Source organism: Pseudomonas sp. B21-023 (assembly GCF_024749165.1).
Classification (GTDB): Bacteria; Pseudomonadota; Gammaproteobacteria; order Pseudomonadales; family Pseudomonadaceae; genus Aquipseudomonas.
On the sequence record NZ_CP087190.1, the window covers coordinates 782,548 to 806,124 of the forward strand.

Annotated in this window: 7 protein-coding genes, 2 tRNA genes, 3 rRNA genes and 3 pseudogenes; 6 read left to right on the plus strand and 9 right to left on the minus strand. The window is 57.3% G+C overall.

All coding sequences use genetic code 11. The features are described 5' to 3' along the window. The first annotated feature begins 361 nt into the window (after window positions 1-361). The 5 genes from LOY42_RS03590 to rrf all read left to right on the plus strand — a co-directional run bounded on the left by LOY42_RS03590 (window position 362) and on the right by rrf (window position 5,550). Window positions 362-1,898: ribosomal RNA gene (locus LOY42_RS03590) — 16S ribosomal RNA — on the plus strand. Between the two features lie 86 nt (window positions 1,899-1,984). Continuing rightward, window positions 1,985-2,061, plus strand: a tRNA-Ile gene (locus LOY42_RS03595). A gap of 24 nt (window positions 2,062-2,085) precedes the next feature. Then, window positions 2,086-2,161, plus strand: a tRNA-Ala gene (locus tag LOY42_RS03600). A gap of 245 nt (window positions 2,162-2,406) precedes the next feature. Next, a 23S ribosomal RNA gene (locus tag LOY42_RS03605) occupies window positions 2,407-5,300 on the plus strand. A gap of 134 nt (window positions 5,301-5,434) precedes the next feature. After that, window positions 5,435-5,550: ribosomal RNA gene (rrf, locus tag LOY42_RS03610) — 5S ribosomal RNA — on the plus strand. The 16S, 23S and 5S rRNA genes sit together here with 2 tRNA genes alongside, the layout of an rRNA operon. Window positions 5,551-6,364: 814 nt before the next feature. Here the strand turns inward: rrf and LOY42_RS03615 are convergent. From LOY42_RS03615 to LOY42_RS03630, 4 genes and pseudogenes are all read right to left on the minus strand, one after another. After that, a pseudogene (locus LOY42_RS03615) lies at window positions 6,365-7,325 on the minus strand (IS256 family transposase). Between the two features lie 182 nt (window positions 7,326-7,507). Next, on the minus strand, window positions 7,508-8,311 hold the full coding sequence (locus LOY42_RS03620; RefSeq protein ID WP_139668392.1) for a helix-turn-helix domain-containing protein: 804 nt from the start codon (window positions 8,309-8,311) through the stop codon (window positions 7,508-7,510). A 1-nt stretch (window position 8,312) separates the two neighbouring features. Continuing rightward, entirely contained in the window at window positions 8,313-8,531 is a 219-nt protein-coding gene (locus LOY42_RS03625; protein ID WP_139668394.1) for a hypothetical protein, read from the minus strand. A gap of 80 nt (window positions 8,532-8,611) precedes the next feature. Continuing rightward, the gene (locus LOY42_RS03630; protein WP_139668396.1) at window positions 8,612-9,685 is read right to left on the minus strand and encodes an NAD(P)-dependent alcohol dehydrogenase; all 1,074 of its coding nucleotides are present in this window, start codon (window positions 9,683-9,685) and stop codon (window positions 8,612-8,614) included. A gap of 718 nt (window positions 9,686-10,403) precedes the next feature. Here LOY42_RS03630 and LOY42_RS03635 point away from each other — a divergent pair. Beyond that, window positions 10,404-10,695, plus strand: a pseudogene (locus LOY42_RS03635) (integrase); the annotation flags it as partial. Between the two features lie 126 nt (window positions 10,696-10,821). On the opposite strand, the gene LOY42_RS03640 reads toward LOY42_RS03635, so the two are convergent. From LOY42_RS03640 to LOY42_RS03660, 5 genes and pseudogenes are all read right to left on the minus strand, one after another. Then, window positions 10,822-11,052: a hypothetical protein gene (locus LOY42_RS03640; RefSeq protein WP_139668398.1), complete on the minus strand. Its 231-nt coding sequence runs from the start codon at window positions 11,050-11,052 to the stop codon at window positions 10,822-10,824. 361 nt (window positions 11,053-11,413) lie between these two features. After that, a pseudogene (locus LOY42_RS03645) lies at window positions 11,414-11,674 on the minus strand (MerR family DNA-binding protein). Window positions 11,675-11,964: 290 nt separating this feature from the next. Further along, on the minus strand, window positions 11,965-13,464 hold the full coding sequence (locus tag LOY42_RS03650) for a sensor domain-containing diguanylate cyclase (protein ID WP_258599801.1): 1,500 nt from the start codon (window positions 13,462-13,464) through the stop codon (window positions 11,965-11,967). Between the two features lie 479 nt (window positions 13,465-13,943). Then, complete coding sequence (locus LOY42_RS03655) at window positions 13,944-14,660, minus strand: Crp/Fnr family transcriptional regulator (protein WP_139668402.1); 717 nt, start codon at window positions 14,658-14,660, stop codon at window positions 13,944-13,946. 92 nt (window positions 14,661-14,752) lie between these two features. Next, window positions 14,753-23,386, minus strand: a complete 8,634-nt coding sequence (locus tag LOY42_RS03660) for a GH36-type glycosyl hydrolase domain-containing protein (protein WP_258599803.1) — start codon at window positions 23,384-23,386, stop codon at window positions 14,753-14,755. Between the last annotated feature and the right edge of the window lie 191 nt (window positions 23,387-23,577).

Genomic DNA, 23,577 nt, shown 5'->3' on the forward strand with positions numbered 1-23,577 from the left:
TGGTCGGCAGCGGTGAAAAAGGCAGTTGACAGCAGGTTGTAACGCTGTATGATTCGCCTCCCGCTACGAGAGATCGCAGCGAGTCAAGTGTTTGAAGTTGAACGGGTTTCTCGCAAAATACTTCAAAATAAACGCTTGACAGCAAATGAGGAAAGCGTAGAATGCGCGCCTCGGTTGAGATGAAAAGCTCTTGGCCAAACGCTCTTTAACAAATTGAATCAAGCAATTCGTGTGGGTGCTTGTGAGTACGGACTGATAGTCGCCAAGATTATCAGCATCACAAGTGGCCATGCGAGAAATCACATAGTCATTTGAGATTGCTGAGCCAAGTTTAGGGTTTCTTAAAAACCCAAGCAGTATTGAACTGAAGAGTTTGATCATGGCTCAGATTGAACGCTGGCGGCAGGCCTAACACATGCAAGTCGAGCGGATGACGGGAGCTTGCTCCTTGATTCAGCGGCGGACGGGTGAGTAATGCCTAGGAATCTGCCTGGTAGTGGGGGACAACGTTTCGAAAGGAACGCTAATACCGCATACGTCCTACGGGAGAAAGCAGGGGACCTTCGGGCCTTGCGCTATCAGATGAGCCTAGGTCGGATTAGCTAGTAGGTGAGGTAATGGCTCACCTAGGCGACGATCCGTAACTGGTCTGAGAGGATGATCAGTCACACTGGAACTGAGACACGGTCCAGACTCCTACGGGAGGCAGCAGTGGGGAATATTGGACAATGGGCGAAAGCCTGATCCAGCCATGCCGCGTGTGTGAAGAAGGTCTTCGGATTGTAAAGCACTTTAAGTTGGGAGGAAGGGCAGTAAGTTAATATCTTGCTGTTTTGACGTTACCGACAGAATAAGCACCGGCTAACTCTGTGCCAGCAGCCGCGGTAATACAGAGGGTGCAAGCGTTAATCGGAATTACTGGGCGTAAAGCGCGCGTAGGTGGTTCGTTAAGTTGGATGTGAAAGCCCCGGGCTCAACCTGGGAACTGCATCCAAAACTGGCGAGCTAGAGTATGGTAGAGGGTGGTGGAATTTCCTGTGTAGCGGTGAAATGCGTAGATATAGGAAGGAACACCAGTGGCGAAGGCGACCACCTGGACTGATACTGACACTGAGGTGCGAAAGCGTGGGGAGCAAACAGGATTAGATACCCTGGTAGTCCACGCCGTAAACGATGTCAACTAGCCGTTGGAATCCTTGAGATTTTAGTGGCGCAGCTAACGCATTAAGTTGACCGCCTGGGGAGTACGGCCGCAAGGTTAAAACTCAAATGAATTGACGGGGGCCCGCACAAGCGGTGGAGCATGTGGTTTAATTCGAAGCAACGCGAAGAACCTTACCAGGCCTTGACATGCAGAGAACTTTCCAGAGATGGATTGGTGCCTTCGGGAACTCTGACACAGGTGCTGCATGGCTGTCGTCAGCTCGTGTCGTGAGATGTTGGGTTAAGTCCCGTAACGAGCGCAACCCTTGTCCTTAGTTACCAGCACGTTATGGTGGGCACTCTAAGGAGACTGCCGGTGACAAACCGGAGGAAGGTGGGGATGACGTCAAGTCATCATGGCCCTTACGGCCTGGGCTACACACGTGCTACAATGGTCGGTACAGAGGGTTGCCAAGCCGCGAGGTGGAGCTAATCTCACAAAACCGATCGTAGTCCGGATCGCAGTCTGCAACTCGACTGCGTGAAGTCGGAATCGCTAGTAATCGCAAATCAGAATGTTGCGGTGAATACGTTCCCGGGCCTTGTACACACCGCCCGTCACACCATGGGAGTGGGTTGCACCAGAAGTAGCTAGTCTAACCTTCGGGAGGACGGTTACCACGGTGTGATTCATGACTGGGGTGAAGTCGTAACAAGGTAGCCGTAGGGGAACCTGCGGCTGGATCACCTCCTTAATCGAAGACATCAGCCTGCTGATGAGCTCCCACACGAATTGCTTGATTCATTGTGTAAAGACGATGCTGTAACGCGACCCTGTTATAGGTCTGTAGCTCAGTTGGTTAGAGCGCACCCCTGATAAGGGTGAGGTCGGCAGTTCAAATCTGCCCAGACCTACCAATTACTTGGTGCGGCCTAGAATACGGGGCCATAGCTCAGCTGGGAGAGCGCCTGCCTTGCACGCAGGAGGTCAGCGGTTCGATCCCGCTTGGCTCCACCACTCTTTCAGGTTTCGCAGCACTGCTCAGAACTTAGAAATGAACATTCGGCGATGAATGTTGATTTCTGACTTTTGTCAGATCGTTCTTTAAAAATTCGGATATGTGATAGAAATAGACTGAACACCCGTTTCACTGCGGGTGGATCAGGCTAAGGTAAAATTTGTGAGTTCTGCTCGAAAGAGCGACGTGCGAATTTTCGGCGAATGTCGTCTTCACAGTATAACCAGATTGCTTGGGGTTATATGGTCAAGTGAAGAAGCGCATACGGTGGATGCCTTGGCAGTCAGAGGCGATGAAAGACGTGGTAGCCTGCGATAAGCTTTGGGGAGTCGGCAAACAGACTGTGATCCAGAGATCTCTGAATGGGGGAACCCAGCCAGCATAAGCTGGTTATCTTGTACTGAATACATAGGTGCAAGAGGCGAACCAGGGGAACTGAAACATCTAAGTACCCTGAGGAAAAGAAATCAACCGAGATTCCCTTAGTAGTGGCGAGCGAACGGGGACCAGCCCTTAAGCTGGTTTGAGATTAGTGGAACGCTCTGGAAAGTGCGGCCATAGTGGGTGATAGCCCCGTACACGAAAATCTCTTGCCAGTGAAATCGAGTAGGACGGAGCACGAGAAACTTTGTCTGAACATGGGGGGACCATCCTCCAAGGCTAAATACTACTGACTGACCGATAGTGAACCAGTACCGTGAGGGAAAGGCGAAAAGAACCCCGGAGAGGGGAGTGAAATAGAACCTGAAACCGTATGCGTACAAGCAGTGGGAGCCTACTTTGTTAGGTGACTGCGTACCTTTTGTATAATGGGTCAGCGACTTATATTCAGTGGCGAGCTTAACCGAATAGGGGAGGCGTAGCGAAAGCGAGTCTTAATAGGGCGCTTTAGTCGCTGGGTATAGACCCGAAACCGGGCGATCTATCCATGGGCAGGTTGAAGGTTAGGTAACACTGACTGGAGGACCGAACCGACTACCGTTGAAAAGTTAGCGGATGACCTGTGGATCGGAGTGAAAGGCTAATCAAGCTCGGAGATAGCTGGTTCTCCTCGAAAGCTATTTAGGTAGCGCCTCATGTATCACTGTAGGGGGTAGAGCACTGTTTCGGCTAGGGGGTCATCCCGACTTACCAAACCGATGCAAACTCCGAATACCTACAAGTGCCGAGCATGGGAGACACACGGCGGGTGCTAACGTCCGTCGTGAAAAGGGAAACAACCCAGACCGTCAGCTAAGGTCCCAAAGTCATGGTTAAGTGGGAAACGATGTGGGAAGGCTTAGACAGCTAGGAGGTTGGCTTAGAAGCAGCCACCCTTTAAAGAAAGCGTAATAGCTCACTAGTCGAGTCGGCCTGCGCGGAAGATGTAACGGGGCTCAAACCATGCACCGAAGCTACGGGTATCACCTTTTGGTGATGCGGTAGAGGAGCGTTCTGTAAGCCTGTGAAGGTGAGTTGAGAAGCTTGCTGGAGGTATCAGAAGTGCGAATGCTGACATGAGTAACGACAATGCGAGTGAAAAACTCGCACGCCGAAAGACCAAGGTTTCCTGCGCAACGTTAATCGACGCAGGGTTAGTCGGTCCCTAAGGCGAGGCTGAAAAGCGTAGTCGATGGAAAACAGGTTAATATTCCTGTACTTCCAGTTATTGCGATGGAGGGACGGAGAAGGCTAGGCCAGCTTGGCGTTGGTTGTCCAAGTTTAAGGTGGTAGGCTGAGATCTTAGGCAAATCCGGGATCTCAAGGCCGAGAGCTGATGACGAGTGCTCATTAGAGCGCGAAGTGGTTGATGCCATGCTTCCAAGAAAAGCTCCTAAGCTTCAGATAACTGGGAACCGTACCCCAAACCGACACAGGTGGTTAGGTAGAGAATACCAAGGCGCTTGAGAGAACTCGGGTGAAGGAACTAGGCAAAATGGCACCGTAACTTCGGGAGAAGGTGCGCCGGTGAGGGTGAAGCACTTGCTGCGTAAGCCCACGCCGGTCGAAGATACCAGGCCGCTGCGACTGTTTATTAAAAACACAGCACTCTGCAAACACGAAAGTGGACGTATAGGGTGTGACGCCTGCCCGGTGCCGGAAGGTTAATTGATGGGGTTAGCGCAAGCGAAGCTCTTGATCGAAGCCCCGGTAAACGGCGGCCGTAACTATAACGGTCCTAAGGTAGCGAAATTCCTTGTCGGGTAAGTTCCGACCTGCACGAATGGCGTAACGATGGCGGCGCTGTCTCCACCCGAGACTCAGTGAAATTGAAATCGCTGTGAAGATGCAGTGTATCCGCGGCTAGACGGAAAGACCCCGTGAACCTTTACTATAGCTTTGCACTGGACTTTGAGCTTGCTTGTGTAGGATAGGTGGGAGGCTTTGAAGTGGGGACGCCAGTTCTCATGGAGCCATCCTTGAAATACCACCCTGGCAACCTTGAGGTTCTAACTCAGGTCCGTTATCCGGATCGAGGACAGTGTATGGTGGGTAGTTTGACTGGGGCGGTCTCCTCCCAAAGAGTAACGGAGGAGTACGAAGGTGCGCTCAGACCGGTCGGAAATCGGTCGTAGAGTATAAAGGCAAAAGCGCGCTTGACTGCGAGACACACACGTCGAGCAGGTACGAAAGTAGGTCTTAGTGATCCGGTGGTTCTGTATGGAAGGGCCATCGCTCAACGGATAAAAGGTACTCCGGGGATAACAGGCTGATACCGCCCAAGAGTTCATATCGACGGCGGTGTTTGGCACCTCGATGTCGGCTCATCACATCCTGGGGCTGAAGCCGGTCCCAAGGGTATGGCTGTTCGCCATTTAAAGTGGTACGCGAGCTGGGTTTAGAACGTCGTGAGACAGTTCGGTCCCTATCTGCCGTGGACGTTTGAGATTTGAGAGGGGCTGCTCCTAGTACGAGAGGACCGGAGTGGACGAACCTCTGGTGTTCCGGTTGTCACGCCAGTGGCATTGCCGGGTAGCTATGTTCGGAAGAGATAACCGCTGAAAGCATCTAAGCGGGAAACTTGCCTCAAGATGAGATCTCACTGGAGCCTTGAGCTCCCTGAAGGGCCGTCGAAGACTACGACGTTGATAGGTTGGGTGTGTAAGCGCTGTGAGGCGTTGAGCTAACCAATACTAATTGCCCGTGAGGCTTGACCATATAACACCCAAGCAATTTGCTAACGCAGATTGCGGTGGTGAAGACGAAACGAACCGAAAGTTCGCGACGAACCACAAATATCGCATATCCGAATTGGCTGGCATGTCTGCAAAGACGTACTGGCAACCGAATTTCTTGACGACCATAGAGCATTGGAACCACCTGATCCCATCCCGAACTCAGCAGTGAAACGATGCATCGCCGATGGTAGTGTGGGGTTTCCCCATGTGAGAGTAGGTCATCGTCAAGATTCATTTCGCAAAACCCCTATCTGCGCGAGCAGGTAGGGGTTTTGTCTTTTCCGCGTCCCGAAAAGCAACGCCACCTCTGCTGTGGAATACACAGCGTGGGAGCGGGCTTGCCCCGCGATAGGGCTGGTCCAGGCAAACGGATCTCACCGAGCAACCCAAAGCCCCAGGAAGCCGCTCCCACACGTTTATACTGCCCCCATGCAAACGTTACCCTGGACGATCAAATGAATTCCTTTGACGACTTGCTAGCCGAAGCCAGTGCTGCAGATGTAACCGGCTGGGGCTTCGACTGGCTGACAGGACGCGCCTCCGAGCAGCGCCCACCCTGGGGCTACGCCTAGCTCCTTGCACAGCGTCTGGAAGGCGTACGCGCCGCGCTGGATCTCGATACCGGCGGCGGGGAGGTGCTAGGCGAGGCCCCACGCTTTCCGCCCCTCATGTGCGCAACTGAAGGGCTGTTGGCCAGCCTGACCGAAGACGACCTATTAGCTATGTGAGCCCCTACGATGAAATGGCTTCCTGAATCTATCGGAACGGCAGGCTTTTGCCTGTTCGTCGCGGGCCTCTATGACCAGTTCGGGGTGGGGATGGCCCTGATGCGCGGTGGCAGTAAACAATGCAGGTAGGAGCCAGGCCAACCAATGTAACTCCGATCAATACCTGGCTGGGATACCCTAGCAGGGCGGAGATGGCGAAAGTTCTCAACCCCGCTTCGACGGCGCCTTCACTGCGGTGTTATTCGTTCCCGTTCAAGATGATTGTGTCCCAGGAAGTGGTGTAACTCATCATGGCTCTGGCCACTGAGTTTGCCGTTTAGTTGATCACGGCCGACAGCTTGGCCTGTGGATTATCGCTGACCGCTTCGAAGGCCTCCAACTGCATGTAGCGTCTTTGCAGGCACCACTCGTCGTTCTGCTCCAGCAGCATCGCGCCTACCAGCCGTGTGATGGCCGGATCGTTGGGAAAAATCCCCACGACATCGGTGCGGCGTTTGATTTCAGCGTTGAGCCGTTCAAGCGGGTTGGTGCTGTGTAACTGCTGTCGGTGCGCTTTTGGAAACGCCATGTGAGCCAGCATTCAGGCCTTCGTGGGCGTCGGAGATGACCAGCTTCACGCCCCGTAAGCCACGTCGCATGAGGCTGCGCAGGAAGTCTGTCCAGAACGGCTCGGCCTCCGATGGCCCAACCCACATGCCCAGGACTTCGCGGCCACCGTCAGTGTTCACGGCCACGGCGATTATTACGGCGACCGAGACGATGCGCCCGGCCTCCCGCACCTTGACGTAGGTGGCATCGATCCAGAGGTAGGGCCAGTCACCTTCAAGTGGCCGATCAAGAAACGCATGAACGCGTTCATCAATCTCGCCTGCCAGCCGTGACACCTGGCTTTTGGAAATGCCGGTCATGCCCATGGCCTTCACCAGCTCATCTACTGAACGCGTTGAAACGCCTTGAATGTAGGCCTCCTGAATGACCGCCGCCATGGCCTTCTCGGCGGTGCGTCGAGGTTCGAGGAAGCCCGGAAAGTAGCTGCCTTGGCGCAACTTGGGGATCTTCAGGTCGACGTCGCCGGCACGGGTTTGCCACAGGCGGTCACGGTAGCCATTGCGGCTGTTTGTCCGGTCTGGGCTTTTGACATCGAAGCCGGCACCGCACAGGCCTTCGACATCGAACTCCATCATGCGCTGGGCAACGAACTGGATCATTTGCTTGAGCAGATCAGCATCTGCCCCTTTCTCAACCAACTCGGTCAATGCGATAGTGGGCTTGGTCATCGTGGTTTCTCTGGTGAAGGTTAAGTCCGCAAACTCAACGTTAGCCAAGAACCACGATGACCATCCTCTTTCGCCCGCAGGGCGCCTTCGGCTGGTTCAGTTACACCACTTCCCGGGACACGATCTTCAAGATCGACCAGCAAGTGACACTTTGCCGTGAGTCAAGCTCAACAGGTAGAACATCACGCCGGCACTGGCGCGATGGAATGCCTGCCCGGGGAGCCCAGCCCGAGCGCGATTAACGCTGGCATGTCGAGGATCTCCACCACACGGCCTTGCAAGGTGACTATACGCAGGGCGCGTAAGCGAGCGACCGAGCGGCATATCGTTTCCAGGCGTAGTCCCATGTAGGACGCCATGTCCTCACGCGACATGCGTAGCATAAACCCATGAGAGGAGTAGCCACGGCTGACGAAGCGCATGGACAATCCCAGTAGGAAACTGGCCACTCGTTGCTCGGCTGAGAAGTTGCATAGCATCAGGACGCGCTCATGCTCGCGAATGATTTCCCTGCTCATCAGGCAGTTCAAGCTCTGTTGCAGAATGGGAAAGTCGCGGGCCAAGGTCAGCAGTGGGTGGTATGGAATGGGGCAGACTAAACAGTCTTCCAAGGCGATTGCGTCGCAGACATGGTGTTCGGTAGCGATGGCATCCAACCCCAGTACATCACCCGGCATCCAGAAGTTGATGACCACACCTTGGCCCTCGGCATTATTCAGGTTAGTTTTGAAACTTCCGGAATGTACGGCATAGAGGGACGTTAGCGGCACGTTGGCGTTGAACAGTGCTGCGCCTTTCCTGATGCGAATGCGCGGTGAGATTAGCGCACTGAGGCAACTATCGTTGCGTGGCAAACCTGTTGGTAAGCACAAACCGTTCACTCGGCATTCATTGCACAGGGGCCTCAATGGTTTTGAATGAACGGGCGGCAGTTCGCACAGTTGTACAGACTGCATGAGCCGCAGGACGTCGATGAGGCCCGACATCTCAAGCCTCCTTCGCTGGCAGGTGTGCACTGCCTGCCGGTCGACCGTCCTCTGCGCTACAGCCCGTGATGACGTCCAGTGAGTGAGGTGCGTTGAGCCGCATATTCAAACGCTCGACAAACCGATCAGCTTCACCGGAGGTGTAGAAGCTAACCCGCCATTGGTCCATGTGGACCCACCAGCAATTCTGTTCGATGTTGCTCACTACGTAGACGTTCATCGGAATCTCCAGAGCATGAGCAAGGAGTCGCTTTTGAGCTGGCAGCATGATGGCGTCCCTGTCCGAAATTTCGGTGAAGCTCAGGGCGTGATCGCCACTTTCATTACGCCGTCGCGCTGGTTTGCGAACAATTCGTAGGCAGTCTCGATGTCATCAAGGCGGAATCGGTGAGTGACCAGAGTAGCGACGTCAATTCGGTCGCTGGCGACGACTTCCATCAGTCGGCGCATCCGCTCTTTTCCGCCCGGGCAAAGCGTACTCACGATGCGGTAATCGCCCAATCCAGCTGCGAAGGCATCCAGCGGTATGCGCAGTTCGTTGCTGTAGACGCCCAGACTGGACAATGTGCCTCCTGGGCGAAGGACGCGAAGCGCCCATTCAAAGGTGGCCTGGGTGCCAAGCGCTTCGATAGAAACATCTACGCCCCGGCCATTGGTCAGCGCCATGATCTGATTCACTACATTGCCTTCCCGGAAGTCGACTATGTGAGAAGCACCCATTTTGCGTGCCATGCTGATGCGGGCAGGAACTGTGTCCACCCCAATGATGGTGGTGGCGCCGAGCATCCTGGCGCCGGCGACGGCACAAAGTCCGATCGGGCCCAGGGCGAATACGGCGACCGTGTCACCGATCGCCACTCCACCGCGTTCCGCGCCGGAAAAGCCGGTGGACATGATGTCTGGACACATCAGCACCTGCTCGTCGCTGAGCTTAGCCGGGATGGGAGAGAGGTTGGCCATGGCGTCCGGCACTCGAACGTATTCGGCTTGGCAACCATCGATGATGTTGCCGAACTTCCAGCCACCGCTGGCCTTGAAACCATGGACCGTACCTGTGCCGTCCTGCGAACCACAGCCGCATAGACAAGCATTGCTGTGGCCGCTGGGCGTGATGGCGCCGGCAATGACACGCTGCCCTTCCTCAAAACCCATGACTTGCGAGCCCAGCTTTTCGATCACCCCTACGGGCTCGTGACCGATGGTGAGCCCCTTAGCCACGGGATATTCGCCACGCAGGATGTGCACATCGGTGCCACAAATTGTGGTGGTAGTGATCTTCACCAGAGCATCCAGCGGACCTATTTTAGGTATAGGTTTGTCATCGAGCACGATGCGGTTTTTTTCGACGAAGATAGCCGCCTTCATGAGTGACATGGTACGCCTCCGGAGCTTTCAGAATTATTGTTTGCCAGTTACAGAGTGCGCCCAAAAAGCTACTATGTGTTGATCTACGGCAGTTACACCGCCAGCCGGTATACCCGTTGGTCAGTGCGCACGGGCATCTAATAAACATCAAGCTTGGAAGGCGCCGCTGACAAATAATCGGTTTACTTGCAGGCATTGCAGATTTTGCGCTATGTCTAGCTCGTAAATACTTCTAATGGTTGCTTGGCCCATGATGCGCAAGCGCCGGTCCATGACCGGGTCGCTGCGCTACCAGGGCCCAGATATGTCTGTCACATCGTTTTTTTTACTACCTTGAGGGCTTGGCCACTGTCGGCCTAGACAAGGATTAGGTTTGGGCACTGATGCGTGAAATACATGTGCAAAAATATTGTCAGTCGCAGGAAACTCAGGTGCGGCCCATCGATGTCATGTGCAGCATCAAGTCGATGCTTTAAAGCGGCAACTTTAAAGCTGCCTGACAAGGTAATCTGGAAAAATAGAGCGGTGAAAGTCCGCTTTGGGTCGGTTAGCGCCTCTGGGGCGAGCTGACCATCCTTGTTCTCCAACACCTGGAAGACAACGAACACCATTACGACCAGCAGCCATCAGCCTTAGGACAAAGTAATATTGGTCGGGCAGAAAGCTCCGAATCAAATATATCTGCGCCATTCGGGTAAGTCTCCAAATCGCGGGGTGACCCAAGTAATTTAAGATTACAGAGCAAGCGCGGCTGGTCCTGTAGGCTTGGATAGATTAAAGTTAATTTGCATAGCAAAGATTACCTTGCTCGCCGCCGACTACAAGCGGCAATGTATTTATCCATCCGGTAATACGCCCCGTTCGTCAAAGCGTGGGTAAAGCAATTTGCCTTAATCCTGCTATGTATGGCCCCACACGATGAGACGTACGAAGGCATCGCTGATCTATCGCAGGATAAGAGTCTTAGAGCAGTTAAACTCCTACTCGGTCATACGAAGCTAGAGAGCACGGTGCGATAACTATGCATTAAAATCGATGGCACTTTGGAGATGGCAGAGCAGACGGAGGTATGAAAGCGCGCAGCGACGGTCGGCTATGACCGTCGCTATCCGACCCAATGCTGTAACTTGCAGTGTAGCGAATTTTCAGTTTGCACTCTGCACCGTTACCCTCACTCCGGTTGCCGTTATTTCGTAAACAGTTTCCGATATTTTTCTCACATCGCCGCCAAACTGTAATTCATAATGTTTTAAGCCTTCATGCCGAATCATTCCATCTGAAGAGCGCTCGATGCTCTCGTCTTGATAGACATAAATCACATACTCCTTGTTATCTGTTCCAGTACCAGTGATTTCCCCAAAATATTTGTCTGTCATTTTGAATCTCCTAAAATTAAGCTTGAAGTTAGCTTAGATCGACAGATCAGTCCAGAGCCTTATGCAGTCAGGCGTGGAGCTAGCTATGAACTCAAAAAAGTGCCTTTTCAGCACCATCGGCGATGCAGAAGCGGAAATTCAAGCTTCCGGAGAGTGCCGCAGTTTTTCCCAGCCATACGACTCGGCTCACACCAAAATCGGTTAATCCACTCATCTCTGATTGGCACGGGCTTCCATGAGCTTCCCCCGATACGATGGATCATCCTATCAATTTCAATCACAAGCAGCCCTTCGCAGTTCGCGGTTAATTGCTCCGAAGGGCCGCTACCAAGCTTTCCAGCTTTGCCGGAACGCTACAGCGTCAAGCTACGCCCATGGCAAGAGGTTGAGTAACAGTCTGCCCGAGGGCAATGGCGCTGGCTTCAAGCTTCGCACGCTCCCCGTCCAGAAAAACATACGTGGCTTACAGGTTGGAGATCTTCGTTTGGATTTCGGCCATCTTGCTTGCGGCCAAGGCTGCGCCTTGCGCGCAATTGATCGTATTGCCCCGCTTCGTCGCGAGGATATTCCCGATCTCAGTGAGTGGAAAACTCACGTCGCAGGCACTCTGAATGAACTCCAAATCGGCAACGGTCTGATCGCTGTAGGAGCGCTAGTTGTGGGCCTGCCGATGTGGCGTGATAAGCCAGAGCTGTTCTTAATTGCGTCACTGTTGAACACTGCTGGGGCGGTGCGCCTGTAGTCAGTTACAACTGGGGATTAGCCCTGATTTCGAAGTCTTTGGTACCTGAAATCTGACCAAAGTGAGTCAAGACGCCGATTACTGCAGGCTGCTGAGGGGCTTGCTCGGAGTGCAGTCAGGGTTCCGCAATTCACCCATAAGTACCGCGGACACGCCTTCGCTCACCGGCTTCAGATGATATGCAGGCGGTTACGGCCTGCGTTTTTCGCGATGTACAGTGCCCGGTCGGCGCGCTCAACCAGTGCCTGCGCGCTCTCCAAGTCGCTGCCGCTGGCAGAGGCGATGCCGATGCTCACGGACACCTGTGTGAAAGGGCTGTCACGGTGGTCGATAGGGTCATGGTCTAGGTATTCAAGTATCGTCCGAGCAACGCTGGCAGCTCCAGCACAATCAGTGTCGGGAAGAATCGCCGCAAACTCTTCGCCGCCGTAACGTGCCAGAAGGTCGGGCGGTCGGCGCATGCAGGCCGAAAGTCGGCTTGCCACTTGTTGCAGGCAGGCATCACCGGCCAAGTGGCCATAGCTGTCATTGTAGCGCTTGAAGTGATCTATATCGATCATCAGCAGCGATAGAGCATTGCCGCTGTGCCGAGCCCTGCAGGTCTCTTGGGTGAGGGTGTCATCAAAATTGCGACGATTGGCTAGCCCTGTCAGTGCATCGTGCATGGCTAGGCGCTCAAGCTGCTCGTTGCTGGCGAGCAATTGTTGCTGAGCCACTCGCAGTTCATCTTCGACCAGGCTCCGTCGACACATGGCACGGATTAGGAGCCAACCGATGCCGCCGGTGAGCAACAGTAGTCCACAGACCAACAGCACCGACAATTTCGCCTCAAGCTGCCAAGCCGCCAGCGCCTCACGTTTGCCCAGCGCGACGGTCGTCACCAGCGGAAGTTTATCGCTCTTGCGAAACGCATAAAGCCGTTCCACACCATCTAAACTGGAGGTGAAGGATGCGGTCCCTACCGATCGGTCGACCAGGTACTTGGCGTAGATCGGCGAGTTGGAGAAGTTACGCGCCATGTCCTGCTCACGGAAGGGGTAGCGAACCAGTATCGAGCCGTCGGTATAGGACAGTCCGATAGCTCCATCGTTGCCGACATCGATCTGGCCGAACAAGAGCAGGAAGTTCTCCACACCCAGTGTTACTGCTACAACCCCCGCGAATTGACCAGCGGCATCATCAAATCGACGGCTGATTGTGATTACCCATTCTTGATTGGCGCGACTACGTATGGGCAGGTCAATGAACGGCTCTCGGGAAGGATTGTCACGATGATGGATGAAATATGCCCGGTCACTGCTGTTGGCACCAGTTGGGATGGGGCGGTTGGAGGACATCAGCCAGAGCCCGTCCTTGTTGTAGACGGTAATGCCGCTCAACTGAGGCATCAGCGGTTGTTGTCGGCTTACCAACTGGCCAAGCCGTTCAATCTGCCTCGGCCCGCTACCTTCGGTTTCCAGGCGTTCTACGAGCCCGAGCAACAGCAGTGAGCTATGCCGCATGACTCCTTCGGAGTAGGTAGAAAGGGCCTGGGTTAGGTTCAGGCCGTGCGTGTTGATTTCTTCCAGGGCGTGCTCACGAGAAGTGATCACCTTCCACAACGTCAGCGAAGCAAGAGAGAAAAATATGATCGAAAGCAGGAGGACAACAAGGTGAATGTCACGCTTCACGTTAATACCTGATGGAAATCCGGATTCCGACGCTGGCGATCAGTCGCTGAAGGCCAAAGCTTGTCGCCACTCCTGGCGTGCGGCAAGGATACAGCGAGTCGTCATGAAATGCAGTGGTTGTAAACTCGCCCTTGCGGGAAAACGACGGACTACGCTTTCGCGCTGAAATCAGCTTATCAGTACTCTTCTATGAGGCAGAGAATGCTTTGTATTCGGCTGCCTCTTGAGGGCAATCGATGAATGCCCATTGTTTTTAACCGTATCGTATGTAATGTGGAGATAGGTACACTTTCTTACAAGTATCCCGCATGATTATTTTTCATTGCTCTCTGGTTTCCGGCGACCAACCCCGGTGAGCAGTATTTAGGGGGCTAACAGTGTGCTTTGCGGCGGGTTGGGGAAATAATGGCTTTCTATAAGATTGAGTAGTATTGATGTAGGTCTTTCAAGAACAACGCTACTGGTAGCGTGCTGTCTTGTTACACCGGAACGAATGGTAGCAACCGTTCTGTCTCTTTCTTTACCACGGCGTAGCATTCGCAGCACAGTAGCTCCAATTGTGTCCTGTCGAGTACTCTGATCCGCCCGCGGCTATAGTCGATCACCCCCAGACGCTGCAGCTTGCCTGCAGCTTCGGTCACTCCCTCGCGGCGAACCCCCAGCATGTTTGCGATCAACTCCTGGGTCATGCAGAGGCAGTCGCCCGGCAGGCGGTCGAGTGATAACAGCAACCAGCGGCATAATTGCTGGTCGATGGAGTGATGCCGGTTGCACACCGCCGTTTGCGCCATCTGAGTGATAAGTGCCTGCGTGTAGCGCAGCATCAACATCATCATCTCGCCATGGCGGTTGAATTCGTCCTTGAGGCTTTGCACGGGTAAGCGGTAGGCATGCCCTGCACTTTGCACGATGGCCCGGCTGGGTGTGCTTTCACCCCCCATGAACACGGCGATGCCAACCAGCCCCTCGTTACCTACCACTGAGATCTCGGCCGAGGCGCCGTTTTCCATCACATACAGCAGTGAAACAATAGCATCGGCCGGAAAATGGACGTGGCGCAGGGTGTCGCCGGACTCGTACAGGGCCTTGCCCAAGGGGAGGTTCACGTGTTCCAGGTCCGGCTTCAGCCTGCTGAACGCCTCTGCAGACAGTGCAGCCAACAAGTGGTTCTGCTGGGGTTTTGATGTGGGTGGCATGCGCGGGACCATCGACTGGAGGGGCTGTCGTATCAAGATTAGCCTAGCGGAGCCGAAGCTTCCGTCAGCGCAGCCATGGCTCGCCTAGCGGTTCAACTGGTGGGTAAGGAGCAGCCCTTGTACTGGGCTACGATGTGGTGCAGGCGCCCGTCATCCTTCAGCTGCAACTTGGCTTCGGCAAGCTCTTCGCCGTCCAGGCTCAGGGCCAGTTCGCCGCAGCTACCGTTACGCACCTCGATGTGGTAACAAGTGCTGCCAAAACGGTAATCTAGGACAAACCCCGGCCAGCCTGTCGGTAATAGCGGCTGCAGGTGCAGGGTGTCGCCATTGCGTTGCAGGCCCAACAGACTTTCGATGATCAACCGGTACATCCAGCCGGCGGAACCGGTGTACCAACTCCAGCCACCCCGCCCGGCGTGGGGCGCAATAGCGTAGACGTCGGCGGCCATGACATAGGGTTCGACCTTGTATGTATCAATCAACGCGCTACAGCCCTGGCGCACTGGGTTGATCAGGCGCAGCAGTTCCCAGGCCTTGTCTGCGTCTCCCAAGTGCGCATAGGCCATGCTCGCCCAGATGGCCGCATGAGTGTATTGCCCGCCATTTTCACGCACACCTGGCAGGTAACCCTTAATGTAGCCGGGGTCCAGGTCACCCAGGTCGAAGGGCGGGTCTAGCAGTTTGACGATGCCGATGTCACGGCGCACCAGATAGTTGTCCAACGCGGCCATGGCCAGGCGGGCACGTTCAGGCGAGGCTACCGCAGACAGTACTGCCCAGCTTTGTGCCAGAGAGTCGATGCGACACTCCTGGTTGCTCGCAGAACCCAGCACCTGGCCATCGTCGAACCAAGCGCGGCGGTACCAGGCGCCGTCCCAAGCGTGCGCCTCCAGTTGTTCGGCGAGTGCGGCAGCCTGGGTGGTGCAGCGCATTGCAAAGCCACTGTCACCTCGGCGTAGGGCGACGTTGCTAAACGCCCGAAGCACCTCGTGGCCAAAAAAGCCCAGCCACACGCTTTCGCCTTTCCCTTGTTCGCCGACCCGGTTCATGCCGTCGTTCCAGTCGCCGCTGCCCATCAACGGCAGGCCGTGGGCCCCGCACTGAAGGGCATGGTCGAGGGCGCGCTGACAATGTTGATACAGGCTCTCAACTAAGGCCGAGTGGGCGGGCAGGTCGTAATAGGACTCTTCACCGGCATTGAGTGCGCGCCCCTGCAAGTAGCCGACCGGCTCGTCCAGAACAGCGTAGTCCCCAGTGGCCTCAACGTAGCGGCTAGCAGCCAGCGGCAGCCACAGTAAGTCGTCCGAGCAGCGGCTACGTACCCCTCGCTGCAGCGGTGGATGCCACCAGTGCTGTACGTCGCCTTCGGCATATTGGTGCTCGGCGCAGACCAACAGGTGTTGGCGCGCCTCCGCCGGGGCAGCATGGACCATGGCCATGCTGTCCTGTAACTGGTCGCGAAAACCAATGGCACCACCTGACTGGTAGAAGCCGCTGCGCGCACAGAACCGGCAGGCGATCACCTGGTACATCAACCATCCGTTGGCCAGCACATCCAGTGTGGGATCTGGTGTCTTGATCTGCACAGTATCCAGCGTCCGTCGCCAGTAGGCGCGGACTTTGTCGAGCTCGTCCTTGGCGGTGTGCAGGCCCCGATAATGCTGGACGCAGCGAGTGGCTGCGCGGGCGTCTTGGGCAGCGCCTAGGCGAAATACCACTTCACGGCTTTCGCCAGGTTCCAACTGCAGCGCCACCTGCAGCACCGCGCACGGGTCCAGACCACCGCCGGTGCGCCCTGACAGCCGCGTCTGGCGCATGCCCAGCGGAGCCTGGTAGTCACCGTTACGCCCGAGGAATTCGCCGCGATCACAGGTCAGGCCCTGCAAGGGCATGTCGCAATCGAGAAACGCCACCTGAGCGGAGAATTCCAATGCGAAACTGTTACGGGCAAACAGTGCACCACTGAGCGGGTCAGTCTCGCTGACGACATGCATGGCGGTTTTGCTGCGCAGGTCGCCCAGCACCCACTCGGCGAAGCAAGTGGCTGACAATCGCCGTGTCCGCGCAGAGGTGTTGTGCAGTTTGAGCCGGCTGAACTTGACCGGGGCATCCAGTGCCACATGCACCCAGAGCTCACTGCGCAGGCCGTCCTCGGCATATTCGAACACGCTGTAGCCAAAGCCATGGCGGGTACGGTAACGGCCAGGGCCAGGACATGGCTGCGGAGTCGGCGACCAGTACTCACCACTGTCCTCGTCGCGTAGGTAGAAGGCTTCGCCGCTGGGGTCGGTGACTGGATCGTTGTGCCAGGGGGTCAATCGGTACTCGTGGGCATTCTCGTACCAGGAGTAAGCGCTGCCGACCTCGGAGACCACGCTGCCGAACTGCGGGTTTGCCAGGATATTGACCCAAGGTGCCGGTGGTGGTGTGCCAGGAAGCAGTGGGATAACGTACTCCCGCCCGTCGGCGCTGAATCCGCCATAAGGGTTGCCGAGCATCAGCGCCGACTGGCCCAACGGCAAACGGCTGTAGGGTAAGGGCCTGGGCGGGTTGGCCTGGAGGGCCGTGGGGACCGGCGATTGGCGGCGCAGTTGTAGTTGCTCGGCCAGCGTGCCGAGGCTGTCGTTGAGCACCAGCCGTGCTACCGAGAGTGTCAGCAGCCGATCCTCGGCAGGCAACTGTTGTGCAGGGCGTACGAAAATGCCGCCGGGTCGGTCGAGCTGTGCCGCCTCGCTACCGGAGGCGACTATCCCCATGATTAGTTCCTGCAGTTGCTGGCGGTAACCAGCCTGGTCTTCGTTCCAGATGACCAAGTCGAGTACCAGCCCTTTCTGGCGCCAGTAAGCATGGGCCAGCACCATCTGTTTGACCAGGTGGATGTTGGCTGGATCACCGATCTGCACCAGTACGATCGGCAGGTCGCCCGACAAGCCCTGACCCCAAAGGCCGGATTGGTTACGCCGGTTGCTGGCCAGGAGCGTCCCGCTGGCTCGCAGGCTGGCATTAGGGTAGAGAACCGAGGCGGCCATCTGCTCAAACAGCCGGGCGTCGGCCAGCGAACCATTGAGCTGGTGTAGCAGCACCTGGCTGTGTGGCCATGCGAGATCGAATACCCTGTCGGCTAGATGCCGGTCGCGGTACTTGGCTACCTGCTGCAGGCAGGCGTCACGGCTGTCGGCGACGCCTGTGACCAGGTCGACTGTGGCGGCATGGCCGGGCATCAGCGTGATGCGGCAGCGGATAGCCACGATCGGGTCCAGGACGGCCCCCGCGCTGCCGGACAATGCCTCACAGTCACGGTCCATGGCCGCTGGCATTGCCAAAGTACGCCCACGGCCAATGAAACGCGCCCGGTCGGTTTCGTAAGACACCGCATCTATGTCGGCGCCATGTACCGCTAGCACGTGGCACATCCACGGCACGTAGTCCTGATGCGAGCGCGGCCGACGCGTGCACAGGATGGCTTGGAGCGGTCGTATCAGTTCAGTCTGGATGAACAGCTTGCTGAAGGCCGGGTGCAGGGCATCGCTCAAGGCTGGTGCCAGCACTACTTCAGCGTAGCTAGTCAGCTCCAGGATTCGGGGCTGGTTGCCATGGTTAGCCAGGTGCAGGCGGCGCAGTTCGATGTCGTCTTCGGGTGAAACGGCAATTTCGGTATGGCAGTCAAAGTCAAGTTCACGCACGCGAAACTCAGCACGCCCGTCGCTGAAGATAGCCTCCTGGACTTTCGTGCGGTGCCGCGTCGGCTGGTAGGTGGTGGACCAGTAAGTGCCACTGGCGACATCGCGCAGGTAGCAGAAGCTGCCCAGGTCGTCGCGGCTGGCGTCCTCGCGCCAGCGGGTCACAGCCAGGGTGTTGCACTGGCTATAGCCGCTACCCACGTGGTTTACCATGACGTGATAACGGCCGTTGGAGAGCAGTTGCACGGCCGGGTGGCGTCGGTTTGGCTCGCTGAATACCCGCAGCCGTACCTCGGGATCGCTCTCGGAGACCTCCATTAGCGGGGCCTGGAGGGTATGCAGGTACGGCGCGGCAGTTTTCGGTACACGTTCCTGCAGCAGCAGCATACTGGCCTGGAACTGCGGATCGGAGGCGAAGCGTCGTTGCATGGGTTTGTTTAGCAGTAAGGCGGTCAAGGCTAGGAAGCTCATGCCCTGGTGGTGGGCCATAAAGGAGCGGATCACCACGGCGTCTTGCCCGGGCGGTAGGCGTGCCTCACTGTAGTCCACTGCCTCGTAGAGGCCGAAGCGGCCTGCCAGGCCAAGCGTGGCTAGTCGCTGCAGGTTGCGGTTGGCGGCAGCGGGGGCCACCATCAAAGCCAGTGCGCTGGCGTACGGGGCCACCACGCGCTCTTCACCGAGGCCGCGCTTGAGACCAAGACCCGGTACACCGAACGCCCGGTACTGATAATTGAAATGCGCGTCCAGCGCGTTGTAGGCCGACTCCGAGACGCCCCAAGGCAGGCCCGACAGCTTGCCATGTTCGATCTGCCGGTTGACAGCGGCCTGGCAAGTCTGGTCAAGAAGCGTACCTTCATAGTTAGGCATCACCAGCAGCGGCATCAGGTACTCAAACATCGATCCGGACCAGGACAGCAGCACCGGCACGCCGGCATTTGTGGTGAGCAGCCGGCCAAGCGCGAACCAGCTTTCCTGAGGCACTTGACCCTGGGCGATAACGACGAAGTTGGTCAGGCGCATCTCCGACGCCAGGAGGTCGTAGAACGCGGCGTCCAGGCGCTGTTCGTCGGCGTTATAGCCGATGGAGAACAGGTCACGTTGGCTGTCGTAGAGGAAGGTAAAGTCAGTGCTGGTCAAGGTTTGAATACGTCTGGCTAGGGCATGCGCCTGGGCTATGCGCTGGCGGGCAAGCGCCCGGACGTTGGCTACTGCCAGGCGCTCGGGGAGCGCCCATTGGTCGGCGTCCAGTTGTGCCAGTTGGTGCCAGCTCAGCGGGCCTTGGGGGGGCTGATTGTTGCCTGGAGGCAGTTGTAGCAGCTGCAATTCGCAACTCAGGTCCAGGCATTGCGCATGCAGGGCCTCTAGCCAAAAAGCACAATCGTCGGCAGCTTCGCCCCCAGACGCAGCCGAATTCGTGATCAGCGCCTGCAGTTTTTCCACTATTTCCGGCAGCAGGGTGGCGGGTGCGTTGCCTCCTTGCTGATGGCTGTGCCACAACAATTCGTGCAGGGCCTTGATAGGCTGGGTGTCACGATTCGTGTGTGTACAGGCATCCAGCAGCGTGTCGAAGGTGTCGAGCATACCTTGGGTCAGGCGCCGGTCGAGCAGAGGTACGCCTGCCATTTCCAGCAGGCCGAGCCTGAGCGTCAGCAACAGGGCGACTAGGTTGCCGCTGTCCACACTGGAGATGTAGAGCGGTGATAGCGGCTTGAGGGTCTGGGTGTCGTACCAGTTGTAGAAGTGCCCTTTGAAGCGCTCCAGTTGGCCCATGCTATCGAGCATTCGTTCAAGGCGCTCGAACAGGCGACCGGCGCTGAGGTAACCGAAGTCATGGGCCGCAAGGTGCGAGAGCAGGGCCATGCCCATATTCGTCGGCGAGGTGCGGTGAGCGATGCTGGCGAAGGGAGGCTCCTGAATGTTGTCGGGCGGCAGCCAGTTGTCGACAGGGCCGACGTGGCTGTCGAAGAAGGCCCAATTGGCGCGGGCCAGTCGATGCAGGAAGGCTAGGTCTTCAGCCTCGGGCTTGAACTCGGCCCGGCTGTTCGGGCGACTGAGCCACCAGGCCAGAGCCGGGCCGAACAGCCACAGGGCAAGGATCGGCGAGGCAATCAGCAGCATCACCGGCTGCATCGCTAACGCACCGCCTAGTAGCAGCGCCATGACCGGTTGCCCCCATTGCTCGCGATACACCGCCTGCAGGGTGTCTGCACTGCTGCGTTCGTCTTCTCGCGAGGGGTTCCACTGGAGCAGGCTTCGTTTGCTGACCACTAGCCTCCACAGGGTGCGAAGGATCGCATCGAGGCTGAAGTAGGCCTCAAAGGGTAACCAGGCCAGTGACAGGCCGGCGCGAAGGAAGTAGGTGCCCGATGTGTGCAAGGCTGCCAGCAGGTGTTCTGAAAGGGGCACATCGGTGGTCTTGCCCAGCACCTCGAGCACGGAGTCCAGGAGTGGGCGCGTCAGCAGCAACGCCAGCAGCGCGAGCGTCCAGGCAAGTGGCGTGGCACTCGCCAACCAGCCCCACAGCAGCAGGGTCAGCAGCGCCGCCGGCTCCAGGCTGCGGCGCAGGTTGTCGAAGATCTTCCAGCGCGACAGGGCGCTGAGCGAGCTTTGCGCCAGCCCCTGAGTGCCAGTGCGCAGCCACGGCAGCAGCCACGGTAGTAGTTGCCAGTCGCCGCGTATCCAGCGGTGTCGGCGCTTGCTGTCGGCGCTGTAACGAGCCGGGTAGGCTTCGAACAATTGCACATCACTCAGCAGACCCGAATGCGCGTAACAGCCCTCTATCAGGTCGTGGCTAAGCACGCGGTTATCGGCAAAACGACCCTCCAATGCCTGTTCGAAGGCATCCACCGAATAGATGCCTTTGCCGATGAAGGAGCCGCTGAGAAACAGGTCCTGGTAAACGTCCGAAACCGACTGTGTGTAAGGGTCGACACCGGCGTCACTGCCAAATAGGCGCGCATAGCGCGAGCGCGACACGCTTGGCAGGCTGATGCCTACCCGCGGTTGCAGGATCGCGTAGCCTGCCTGGATGCTACCGCTGTGCACGTCGAAGCGTGGACGGTTCAGCGGGTGCTGCATTGCGCCGATAAATTGCTGGGCAGCACCGCGAGGCAACTGGGTGTCGGTATCCAGGGTGATGACGTAGCGCACATGGCCAAGCGTTTGCACGTCGCCGACGATATGCATGAAGCACTCACGGCCGTGCCCCCGCAACACCGCGTTCAGCTCGGCAAGCTTGCCGCGCTTACGCTCGCGGCCCATCCAGCAGCGCTCGGCAGCGTTCCAGATGCGTGGTCGGTGAAACAGAAAAAAACGAGCGCCGCCGTGGCTTGGGTACTTCTGGTTTAGGCCCCGGATACCTTTGCTGGCCAGGTCGAGCAGTCCCTCGTCTTCGGGCCGAGTCTGTTCACGGGCATCCATGAAATCGCTCAGGAGGGCGAAGTGCAGGTGCTCGTCACGGTTGGCCAGGAAGCGTACTTCCAGCCCTTCGACCAGCTCTTCGACATCGCTGGAACTAGCCAGCATGGTGGGCACCACCACCAGAGTGCGTGCCTCCTCGGGAATACCCGCCGAGTAGTCAAACCGTGGCAGGAAGGAGGGCTTGATGGTCAAGGTCACCAACCAGTTTACTAAGCCGATGGCCAGGCGGCTGGTGCTCAGCAGTATCGGCACGGCCATGGTGGCCCACACTGCGACGGGCCACCCCTCAAGATCTATGGCGCGTATAAAACCCCACGCCAATAGACAGGACAGCAGTGCCACAGGCACTAGGTAGAACGTTAGCGGTGCCCGGTGCAACAGGCGCTGCCAGCGCTCGGCCAGCGGCAACCGCACGGCGAGGCGCTGTTCCAGCAACGGCAGCCCGGCTCCTGCCAGGTAAAAGCCCACATGCTCGGTCTGCTCGCCTGGCACGGTGCCGGCGGCTTTGGCCAGTTCGATGGCCGTGTGTGCCACTGTGGCTTCGCTGAAGGCGCTATGGCGCGCGAGGCGCTCGACGACATGCCGGTAGTGGTCACGGCTGGTAAAGTCCATGGCAGGGTAGACGGCGGCCGGGTCGCGGCACAGTGTCTGTTCGACATGGCTAAGATGCTCGACGAACAGCCGCCAGTCGATGGTCGACAGCAGGCGCAGGCTGCCGATGCTGTTGCTTATGGACACCTGGTCTATAGCCTGCTGCTGGGCATCGAGCTGCACATGGCGCTCTATGCTGTAGGCCGACTCGCTTAGCATCTGCTCCACCCAAAGTAGCGGTTGGGTCAGCGAAGCGCTATGGCCCTGCAGCCGCCTAGCCAGCTCAGCAACAAACGCGGCAGTCATCGGCGGTTGCGAGCGAGCCATATCGGCGACCACCAGCACTACACTCTTAGCATCGCGCTCGGCGGTTTCGCCAAGCCGGTCGGCCCAGACATTGGCTAGGTCGCGGTCAGCCCAATTGGCCATGACCCGCGCCGCGACCCTGCGTAGGTTTTCGATCAGGGCCAGGCGTAGCATGATCGGGATCGCCCAGAGCTCGCCTAGAGTCAGGATAGAGGCCTGCTGGTAGGCCTCGACGAAACGACTGAGGCTTTCGGCATCGATCCGCCCGTCACCGTGAGAAATAGTCTCCAGGGCGATATCGTAGACACGCGGCAGGCCGCTTGATGGGCCGTTGTCTAGCCGCGGTAACTGCAGGTTGTAGTCGGCTGGTAGGTGGCGCTTGGCAATGCGGATCTGGGTTTCGACAAGGTAGAAGTTGTCGAGCAACCATTGCGCAGCGGGCAACGCCGGACGAGAACTGGGTAAGGCGCCGGCGAGGGCGGTGCAACTAGTGGAAAGCATCCGCTCGTTGTCGGCCAAGCGGTCGAGCAGCGCGTCGCTGGCGGGCAATCGGCTCAAGCGATGATGATGGGCCAGCCAGAGCCCGTGCTCGGCCATCTGGTCGGAGTTATACAGCTCCGAGCGCAGTAGGCTTTCATAGGTAAAGGCATTAAGGGGCGAACCCCGTCGCCCGGCATAGGCGTACAGGCGACGAAGGTAGGTGAGTGTGCGAAGCCAAGGATTGTCCATGGTGTGCTGGTTTGCCGATTTGGCCTTTCGGCATTCAGTTTGCGGCGGTTGTCGAGCAGCGTCTGTGCGGTAACGAACAGACTCGCAACGGGCCGGCGCCCATGCTGAATTTATGCACCGTCTTGTCATATCGGCGATGCTTCTACCCCTGGCTACCCGGTAGGAGCGGCAGCATCCGCTCGCTGGAGGCT

What these genes read in the sequence shown, in the direction of transcription:
- LOY42_RS03620 (WP_139668392.1), bottom strand. Translation starts at nt 8,311, where the DNA reads ATGTCGGGCCTCATCGACGTCCTGCGGCTCATGCAGTCTGTACAACTG.
- LOY42_RS03625 (WP_139668394.1), bottom strand. Translation starts at nt 8,531, where the DNA reads ATGAACGTCTACGTAGTGAGCAACATCGAACAGAATTGCTGGTGGGTC.
- LOY42_RS03630 (WP_139668396.1), bottom strand. Translation starts at nt 9,685, where the DNA reads ATGTCACTCATGAAGGCGGCTATCTTCGTCGAAAAAAACCGCATCGTG.
- LOY42_RS03640 (WP_139668398.1), bottom strand. Translation starts at nt 11,052, where the DNA reads ATGACAGACAAATATTTTGGGGAAATCACTGGTACTGGAACAGATAAC.
- LOY42_RS03655 (WP_139668402.1), bottom strand. Translation starts at nt 14,660, where the DNA reads ATGCCACCCACATCAAAACCCCAGCAGAACCACTTGTTGGCTGCACTG.
- LOY42_RS03660 (WP_258599803.1), bottom strand. Translation starts at nt 23,386, where the DNA reads ATGGACAATCCTTGGCTTCGCACACTCACCTACCTTCGTCGCCTGTAC.